This window comes from Alkalibacterium sp., assembly GCF_046484155.1.
Classification (GTDB): domain Bacteria; phylum Bacillota; class Bacilli; order Lactobacillales; family Carnobacteriaceae_A; genus Alkalibacterium.
Window position 1 is genome coordinate 1 of the sequence record NZ_JAWOBT010000019.1, and the last position, 9,074, is coordinate 9,074.

Sequence of the window (9,074 nt, forward strand, 5' to 3'; positions counted from 1 at the left end):
CCCCGCTGACATACCGCGGTCTGAGCTCCAGGAGGTCAGTGGCGATACCGACCGTGAGTTTGGTGACCGACTCTCTGCCTGTATCGAAAGTGTGCAGGTAACCTGCCTGCTCAAAAATGATCCTCCCTTCATTAAAAGAGGCGTTCAGGATTGGAAAATCGTCGTATGCCGTTAACCGGTCGATCTCCTCTGAACGGGTATCGTAGGAGTAGAGGTTGAACTCACCGTCGCGATCGCTGAGGAAATATACCTTGTCGCCGATCCACATGGGCTCAATATCGTTGCTGCCACCTTCAGGTTTGGGGATCTCCACTACTGAATGGTCGTCGAAAGAGAATAGCCAGATCCTCGAAGTTGTTCCGCCGCGGTAGTTTTTCCACTGCCGGAACGCATCCGTCAGGGGAGTATAGGCCATCTGTCGGCCATCGGGAGAATAGCAGGCATGGTAAGCATGGGGTATCTCCAGCTGCTCGGGGAATCCGCCATCAAGAGAAACAGTGAAAAGCTGCATATAGCGGTTGGTAAAGACATTTCTTCGCGACAGAAAGAGTACATTTTTACCGTCAGGCGTAAAACCGCTGACAATATCCCGTCCCGGATGCCATGTGAGCCTTCGGGGAATGCCACCCTCCACCGGAACAATGAAAACATCCGTGTTTCCGTCATATTCAGCACTGAAGGCAATATGCTTTCCATCAGGCGAAAAGTGAGGGTCAGATTCCCGGCCTTCATCGACGGTCAGCCTCCGCGGATGGGTCCCGTCGGCATTGGCGACCCACAGGTCCTCTGCATAGATAAACGCGATATGTTGTTCGCTGATCGCAGGGTTTCTCAGCAGCCGCGTATCTTGTGTGTCGATCGCTGAGAGTTTGGCAGGCATAAAAATGCCGGGCAATCCGAAACTTACTAAAAAGATAAATAGTTTCATGCCAGGTTTAGATACACGTAGTTTCATACCAATTAAATTTTAGTTTAAAAGATTAGATAGCTGTAGATGGGTTCAAGTGGAGTCTATAAAATTAAGAAAAAATACCCAATATGAACCATGTTATAAATCATCACCCCCAAACTCGTTAGAAGCGTCATGTCTGTATAATAGTCAGCCCACATGTTACCTAGGCCCTGATCTTTGTGCCAGATGGCATAATGATGATATTGGTAGGTTCCTGTATGATAATATGGACAGGTCCCCGTGCTCTGATCTACATACATTTCGCCCCTACCGGGGCTCAGGTAAGGTTCTGGCAATTTTCTACAGACATAAGGCTCCTCTGGAGCCATCCCGGCTCCGTAGGAGCACCATGTCTGTAGCAGAATGCCCCACCTAAGTCCCCAGCTCCGTAGGAGCGCCATGTCTGTACATGGGAGCCCACATGTAACCCTAGCCCCATCGGGGCGCCATGCCTGTAGAACACTGCCCACATGTAACCCTAGCTCCTTTAGGAGCGCAACGTCTGTAGCAGTATGTCCCAACAAAGCCCTACATAAAATATCACGCGGGTTGGAGGTCAACGTCCCATATCGTTCATCCAGTGCTTCCTTCTTAGATTCCGGCAAGTCACGGAGTCGCTTATCAAAGATATTTTCTTTAGCCAGCGCGATGGTTCCGATACGCCATCCTGTTGCACCGAAATATTTGGAATAAGAATAAATACACGCTGTATTATAAGGGATCGCTGTGAATAAAGATGTGAACTCCTTTAAAAAAGTCCCGTAAACGTCATCTGATAAAATCATTAAATTAGGATTGTCATTTTTCACGATATCTTTCATCTGTTCGATCGAATCTCCATAAATCGCATTGGCTGTCGGATTACTCGGGTTGACAACAAAGACGGCTTTGATGTCATCATTTCTCAGACGATCGAGTTCGGACTCTGGAAACTGGTAACTTCTCTGGCCGTCTATTTCCATTAATTCAGCACTGATATATTCAACGTCAAATCCATATTCCGGCAGTTCCGGTATTTCCATATATGGCGCAAATGTTGGAATCATCAGGGCTATCTTGTCATGTTTTTCCAGTAAGTGATTGTTCACGAGCGACTTGAATGTGTAAACGATCCCTGCCGTCCCACCTTCGACCGCAAAAATATCAAACGGAACGGTATTCGAATCAAAGAGTTCATGATGTAGATATTGTTTGATCGGTAGTTCGCAGGCCGTGAGTACGCGTTCAGGATAAGGATAGTTATCCCCGATACTGTAATCCAGCATCTGTTTCAACCAGGTTTCTTTCGGCATACCTAATAAGTGTGACCCGTTTTCCCAAATATCTTGTAAAAGTTGTGCCCCAGGTGAATCTTTACCATTAATAAATGTTTCAAAGCGGGCAGTTTGACCTGCTTTTGCTTTGATCATCGTTCCGATCGATTCCTTTTCTTTACGCATGGTTTCTCTTGTAGCAAATTCGCCTAACAGGAAATAAGCTGCTCTCGGTATCGGTGCTGTCCAGTTGGGATTCCCTCTCCCGGCGTTTAGCCATTCTTTATTCGTTTCCTGATGGATCATTCTGCTTTCAAGATATAAATTCAATTCAAACGGGCTTAAACTTTCTAAGTTTTGCTTCAAGGTTCCACTCCTATATTTTTTGTGTTTATTTTATATTCACTGATTATTCGACTTTTCCATTGATCGTTAATGAGTATAACAAACAACCCTGTCACATCAAAGGTCATAGGCAGGTACTTAGCAGATCCTTAGCTTGCTCTCATTTTTTTGTCATATTATTTTAAACTAAAAAGAAGACTTTCTCAATGAAAGCCTTCCCGTTAATCTATTCATATTTTTGCTGATCTGCTGCTCTACACACATCTTATTCGTATTTTTTGAACCATGCTGTTATTTCACTCATTCGATCGAGTCGCAAATGAGGAAGTCCTGCTCGTGACAACCCGTGGCTCGATTTCGGATAGAGAACCATCTTGGTATCGACGCCTTGTTTTTTCATCGCTGTGTACATTTGTTCACCTTGTTCCTGCGGGCAACGCATATCTTCTTCACCGTGTATCACAAGAAGCGGTGTCTTAACGTTATGTGCATATGCTAAAGGAGACATCGACCATAGTTCCTGAGCTTGCCGCAGGTCTTTTTCCAGTTGGAATTCGACAAAGAAGGCTCCGACGTCACTCGTCCCATAGAAACTGATCCAGTTAGAGATACAACGCTGGGTGACTCCGGCTTTAAAGCGATCGGTATGTCCAACGATCCAGTTCGTCATGAACCCGCCGTAACTTCCGCCAGCAACAAACACGCGGTCTTCATCAATTTCCGGATGATTTAGAAGGACGTGATCTGTTCCTAGAATCAAATCTTCGTAGTCTTTATTGCCATAATCGCCTATAATCGAGGCAACGAATGCCTGGCCGTAGCCATTTCCTCCTCGAGGATTGAGCAGGATAACGCCATACCCTTCACTGGCAAGTTGCTGCATTTCATGGAAGAAACTCTCCCCGTAGCAGACTTGTGGCCCGCCGTGTATATACAAAATAGCCGGATGATTTTCCTTGATTTTCGTTGGCGCAACATACCATCCTTCGATGTCCCAATCATCTGCGCCTTTGTACCAGAAACGTTCGATGTCAGCATATCCGTGCTCACTTGAGAATGTCTCATTCGGATCATATATAACATCCAGTTCTCCATTATTTAAATCTAACGTAGCCAGAACACTGGGCGTATATAAATCTGAATAGGTGATGACACATTCTTCATCTTTAATTAACGCCCCATCAGTTATATGAATACGTTCGTCTACGATCACTTCACTGTTACCGTTAAGGTCTCCTTTGTAGAGTTGAAGCTTGCCTTCTTCGGTGACGGGATAGATATATGAGTCATTGGTTAACCAGATGATCGGAAAACCACTCGTTTTTTGCTGGAAGTCGCCGATGATGACATCTCCGACCTGTTTATCCTCTTTTGAGAGTGACTTGAACGTGCCTTCACTGCGATTCCATCCGTACACTTCATTGAGTGTCACAAACGCATGAGAAAAATCATTCCCTGTAAACAAGAAAACTTCTTCCGTCTCATTTACCGCCTCAAACGAAAAGCTGCCTTTTGGGATGTCTTTCGTAACCAATTGTGAATCTTTTGTTGTTATATCGTATTCATATACACTTGCACCAAATACCCATTCATCATCGGGATTTAGTTTGTCTACATAAAGCAGGAAACTTTCATCTTTTGACACGTATTGAAGATTTAACGGACGGTCTTTTGTCAGTATGACTGAAACAGTTTTAGTCGCTACGTCTATTTTTTTTATTTGATGTGTTTTTTCAACGTCTGTCACACCCTGTCCATCCATCTTATATTGCAGTTTGGTAATTTTTTTAGATTTGATTTTTTTAGTATCTTCACTATTTTTTTCTGTATCATTGCTTTCTTGTTCTTCTTCAGGTTTCACAGAGGTCTGATAGTACAATGAAGCGCCATTACTCGTCCACTTGTAGGTATTGATACCCTCTTTTTCTTCGGTCAAAGCCGTGGCACCTCCGCCACTCAGGGGCATGATGTATACTTGTGGTTTTTTATCCTTAGAAGCTGATAAAAAGCTTAACCATTTTTTATTTGGGCTTATCTCCAGTTGAGAAGGATTGAGTTCTTCGCTGATCCATTCGACTCTTTCACGAGTCTTTTTATGTATACTCCAGGCAGAAGTCAAATATTTATTTTTTTCTTTATCCGTTCGTGTTTCTAAGTAGAATAAACGGTCTCCATTAGCTAAAGGTTGTGAAACATTTTTCATATCAAATAAACTCTCACTTGTTATCGGTTTCAAATTAGCATCTCCTATTATTGATTAATATTGCGTTAAAAAGCTATTATCATTTTCTCATTTATAGTGGTTCCCGTCAATAAACAATCCCTAAATAAGTGTCTATTCCCAAGAGTTCTTGAGAAGAAAACTCCCCTATTTATGTTATACTGATTCAAGAATTAGTTGAAAGGAATGGTAATAATGAAATCAAACAGTAAACAGCAAAAAATAATATTAATTGGTGATGGTGCAGTTGGTTCGAGTTATGCTTTTGCGTTGATCAATCAGAACATTGGTCAAGAACTAGGTATCATTGATATCAACAAAGAAAAAGCTGAAGGAGATGTCATGGATTTAAACAGTGCTTTAGCTTTTACAGCACCCAAAAAAATCTATGTTGCTGACTACGAAGACTGTCATGATGCTGATCTGGTTGTTTATACAGCAGGGGCTGCACAAAAACCAGGTGAAACACGCTTGGACTTGACTGAAAAAAATCTACGCATCACTAAAACAGTTGTTGAAAATGTAATGAAAAGCGGTTTTGACGGCATCTTTTTAGTCGCTACAAATCCTGTAGATATTCTTACTTATGCTGTGTATAAACTGTCTGGTCTTCCTTCACACAAGGTTATCGGAACCGGCACATCCTTAGACAGCGCACGTTTCCGTCATGCAATAGCTGACTTGTTAGATGTCGATGCGCGTAATGTTCACGGCTATATCATCGGTGAACACGGGGATACTGAATTTCCGGTTTGGTCACATGCGAACGTTGCCGGCCTGGAAATCACTGAATGGTTGATCAATAACCCTAATACCGATGAAGAGGCACTTGTGGAAATATTCTTCTCTGTACGTGACGCTGCCTATGAAATAATCAAGCGTAAAGGTGCAACCTTTTATGGTATCGGGGCTTCACTCGCTCGTATCACTCGGGCTATTTTAAATAATGAGCAAGCAGTATTCCCTCTTTCCGTATATTTAGAAGGCGAATATGGGCAGAACGATATCTATATAGGTTCTCCAGCAATTATCACTAGTTCAGGTATCCAAAAAATCGTTGAAATTCCATTAAACGATTCTGAGAAAGAAAAAATGACTCATTCTGCAAATACCATTCGTAATCACTTAAAAGAAGTACTGGAAAAAAATCCTGATATAGGGTTTACCATAGACTAAAGACGATCGTTCAAGCGAAAAGAGATTAATTAACTTAAAAAGCAGCAGACATCGAGATCATCTCTCATGCCTGCTGCTTTTTAAACTTTTCACTTACATTGGAATAATAACATCATCTTCTTCATAGAGCTCTTCACCTTCAGGCGACTCCGCATGAACTTCAATAATCAATTTATGTGGTAAAACGACTGCTGTTTCACCGGGTTTACTGATCCAACCTCTTCTAACGCCTAACTGATCCGGACTATTATCTTCTTTGTTCCTGATGCGTGTCCCATCAACTTCGATAATATTATACTGCCCTTCAGCAGGTTCTAGGGTGAATTCTTCGCGCCCCGTATCTTCACTTAATTCCACCTGGTAAACTTCTTCGCCAGAAATCTTAACAGTGGCTATGATTCTGGCATCAGCATCCACTCGACTGAGCTGCATGCCATATACAATATGGGGGATGAAAGAACCGAGAAGAAGGATGACAATAATCACAACATCCATAGGCTTCATATTCCTTAAATGATATTTCATTTTATTGACCATCCTTCTTCTCTCCTTTCGAAAATAAAAGACGCCGGCGTTCTCAGGCACATTCATTTTGTATTCTAGTGAAAACTGAATAATGAATGTGTCATGAACGAGGGCGTCTTTTGTCTCTTATTCTTCGTCTTTAATATAGCCTTTAAATTGTTTTTCAAATAATGGTGATACAGAGCGGTTTTCATGGATGCGTTTAATGGCATGTCCCATTAATTCACCGACACTCACTTGAATGATTTTATCGCTCATTTTTTCTTCCGGTAACATGATCGAATCTGTCACGATCATTTGCTTGATCGGTGAGGCTTCTATCCGTTCGATTGCCGGACCAGAAAAGACCGGGTGTGTCCCACATGCGTATATTTCTTTTGCACCTTTTTCCACCAAAGCGTCGGCAGCTAAAGTGATCGTTCCAGCCGTATCGATCAAGTCATCGATCAAGATGGCTGTTTTGCCTTCTACATTACCTACAATATTCATTATCTGTGCAACGTTTGCTTTCGGACGTCGCTTATCAATGATTGCAATTGGAGATTTCAGGAATTCAGCCAATTTACGGGCCCGCGTCACGCCACCATGGTCTGGGGAAACAACAACCGTATCTTCGCCACCTAAGCCTTTATCAAGGAACCAGTTTGCGAGTAATGAAGCACCCAATAAATGATCAACTGGAATATCAAAAAATCCTTGAATCTGAGAAGCATGTAAATCTAGTGTCAGCATACGATCCGCACCAGCCATTGTAATCATGTTGGCTACGAGCTTCGCTGTGATCGGTTCTCTCGAACGTGCTTTTCTGTCTTGTCTTGCATAACCGTAGTAAGGCATGACAATATTGATTGTTTTTGCACTCGCACGTTTTAACGCATCGATCATGATCAAGACTTCCATCAAATTATCGTTGGTCGGTGCTGACGTTGATTGTACGACATACACATGGTCTCCTCGAATACTTTCTTCGATATTGATACGGATTTCGCCATCACTAAATTTCGTTACAGAAACATCCCCAAGTTCTACACCTATATCAGCTGCAATCTTTTCAGCCAAAGGTATATTAGAACTCAACGCAAAAATCTTCAATTTTGGATCAGAATATTGTTCGGACATGTGGGCCTCCATTATTTTTATTCTTATCATTTATATACTATCAGTTTATGCCTACAAGGTAAATAAATCAACCATAGAACTTTTTGAAAGCCCTATTTTAGAGAAAATTCTAATCTTTGTGAGGCATTTTTTTAAAATAGCCTTCTTTGTTGACTTGTCGCGCACGCGCGATGGCCAGGGCTTCTGACGGGACGTTGTCAGTGATGGTTGAACCGGCAGCAATGTAAGTGTTGGCTTCAACATCGATCGGTGCAATCAAGTTCGTGTTACACCCGATGAAAGAATTGTCTCCGACATTGATATGGTGTTTCTGCTTGCCATCATAGTTGACAAAAACGGTGCCACAGCCTAAATTGATATTTTCTCCCAACGTCGCATCTCCGACATAAGTCAAGTGACCCACTTTCGTGTTCTTTCCTAACGTCGCTTTTTTAATTTCGACAAAGTTACCAACGTGTGCATATTCTCCAATCACTGACTCCGGTCTTAAATGACTATTCGGACCGATATTGCTGTAATTTTCCATGACTGATTCTTCGATCAGCGAACTTTTCACTTTGACATTAGACTGAATCATGCTGTTCTCAATGATGGAATGCGCACCGATAACACAATCTTCACCGATGACCGTTGTGCCTTTCAAATAGACGCCCGGCTCGATCAGTGTATCTCGACCAATTTTAACATCACTTTCAATATACGTTTGATCAGGATCTACCATGGTTACACCATTACGCATGTGTTGGACATTGATACGTTTCTTCATCAGTTTATTTGCTTCAGCTAAAGCGACCCGATCGTTTACACCCAGTGCTTCTTCTTTGTTATCTAACTGATAAGCCGAAATCAACTCATCTTGATTTTTTAATATCTCCATCAAGTCCGGCAAGTAATATTCTCCTTGAGAATTATTGTTGTCGACTTTTTTTAATGCTTGGAATAATGACTGGTTGTCAAAACAATACGTGCCTGTATTTATTTCTGTAACAGCTCTTTCTTCTTCCGAAGCATCTTTTTGTTCAACAATTTTTGAGACAGAACCATCTCCTGAACGAATCACACGGCCATAGCCAAACGGATCATCAGCTTGTGCTGTGAGGACTGTCGCTTTTGCCTGAACTTTTTCATGATGAGCCATTAACCCTTCCAGCGTTTCTTTGGTCAGTAAGGGGGTGTCACCACAAATAACAACCGTCGTCCCTTCTTTATCCTCCAGAAGAGGCGCAGCTTGTTCAACCGCATGCGCTGTTCCCAACTGCTCTTTCTGCAAAACATAGCTGCTCTTATCACCTAAGTAATCTTGCACTGTTTCTGCACCTACACCGGTAACGGTCACTATGTTATCTATTTGTGCCTCTAAAGCTTGGTCAATAACGTGACCCACCATCGGCTTACCCATAACTAAATGCATAGGTATGAGTGTTTATGGTAGCAACCTTAGTGTTGTTGCTGGAGACGTTGTAACTGCTAAAGTTTACTTCAC

At 42.2% G+C, this 9,074-nt stretch carries 7 protein-coding genes; 1 reads left to right on the top strand and 6 read right to left on the bottom strand.

From position 1 onward, the window contains the following. The 3 genes from R6U02_RS01720 to R6U02_RS01730 all read right to left on the bottom strand — a co-directional run. Nucleotides 1-928, bottom strand: a 928-nt coding sequence (locus R6U02_RS01720) for a hypothetical protein (protein ID WP_410261904.1), incomplete at its 3' end; no start/stop codon positions are given. A gap of 83 nt (nt 929-1,011) precedes the next feature. Further along, nucleotides 1,012-2,571, bottom strand: a complete 1,560-nt coding sequence (gene aspD, locus R6U02_RS01725) for an aspartate 4-decarboxylase (RefSeq protein ID WP_410261905.1) — start codon at nt 2,569-2,571, stop codon at nt 1,012-1,014. A 244-nt stretch (nt 2,572-2,815) separates the two neighbouring features. Next, the gene (locus R6U02_RS01730) at nt 2,816-4,786 is read right to left on the bottom strand and encodes a prolyl oligopeptidase family serine peptidase (protein ID WP_410261906.1); all 1,971 of its coding nucleotides are present in this window, start codon (nt 4,784-4,786) and stop codon (nt 2,816-2,818) included. 180 nt (nt 4,787-4,966) lie between these two features. On the opposite strand from R6U02_RS01730, the gene R6U02_RS01735 reads away from it, so the two are divergent. Further along, nucleotides 4,967-5,947 carry an L-lactate dehydrogenase gene (locus R6U02_RS01735; protein ID WP_410261907.1) on the top strand — a complete coding sequence of 327 codons (981 nt, stop codon included), beginning with the start codon at nt 4,967-4,969 and terminating at the stop codon, nt 5,945-5,947. 93 nt (nt 5,948-6,040) lie between these two features. Here R6U02_RS01735 and R6U02_RS01740 read toward each other — a convergent pair whose 3' ends face one another. The 3 genes from R6U02_RS01740 to glmU all read right to left on the bottom strand — a co-directional run bounded on the left by R6U02_RS01740 (nt 6,041) and on the right by glmU (nt 9,002). After that, entirely contained in the window at nt 6,041-6,484 is a 444-nt protein-coding gene (locus tag R6U02_RS01740) for a NusG domain II-containing protein (RefSeq protein ID WP_410261908.1), read from the bottom strand. 114 nt (nt 6,485-6,598) lie between these two features. Next, nucleotides 6,599-7,591, bottom strand: coding sequence for a ribose-phosphate diphosphokinase (locus R6U02_RS01745; RefSeq protein WP_410261909.1), 993 nt, complete (start codon nt 7,589-7,591; stop codon nt 6,599-6,601). A gap of 109 nt (nt 7,592-7,700) precedes the next feature. Continuing rightward, complete coding sequence (gene glmU, locus R6U02_RS01750) at nt 7,701-9,002, bottom strand: bifunctional UDP-N-acetylglucosamine diphosphorylase/glucosamine-1-phosphate N-acetyltransferase GlmU (protein WP_410261910.1); 1,302 nt, start codon at nt 9,000-9,002, stop codon at nt 7,701-7,703. Between the last annotated feature and the right edge of the window lie 72 nt (nt 9,003-9,074).